Here is a 412-nt window from a genome sequence, read left to right as displayed (position 1 = left end):
TCCACCCCATCATCCTGAGAAGCTGTCCGGACAGGGACAGCCACCTCCGTCATTGCGCGCGCAGCGAAGCAACCCAGGGCAGCGGGACATTCCCGAACCCTGGCGCATCCCTGGATTGCTTCGCTGCGCTCGCAATGACGGCGAGGGTGGGGGCCGGGGCCGCGCGGGCCTTCTGCCGCCGATGACGGGTGTGGCCGACTGGCCCTACAATCTCGACCGTGCGAGGCCGGCGGACCTCTGCACGCAGTGCGCGGCGGGCGGCACGCGAAAGTCCCAGAAAAAGCCCGTGCCGGTGGTGGACCTGCCCCTCGGCGCCACCGAGGACCGGGTGGTCGGCACCCTCGACCTCGAACGGGCACTCGGCGCCGGCGTGAAGGCGTTCGAGCCGGGGCTGCTCGCCCGCGCCAACCGG

General features: G+C 71.6%; 1 pseudogene. It reads left to right on the top strand.

Annotation, left to right across the window (positions count from 1 at the left end):
- Positions 1 to 154: 154 nt before the first annotated feature.
- Positions 155 to 412 (top strand): annotated as a pseudogene (locus tag MKK53_RS21785) (magnesium chelatase ATPase subunit I); the annotation flags it as partial.

The organism is Methylobacterium sp. J-076, assembly GCF_022829405.1.
In the GTDB taxonomy this organism is placed as follows: Bacteria; Pseudomonadota; Alphaproteobacteria; order Rhizobiales; family Beijerinckiaceae; genus Methylobacterium.
Note: the sequence above shows the minus strand (reverse complement) of the source record. Positions and strands in the feature narration are given on the sequence as shown.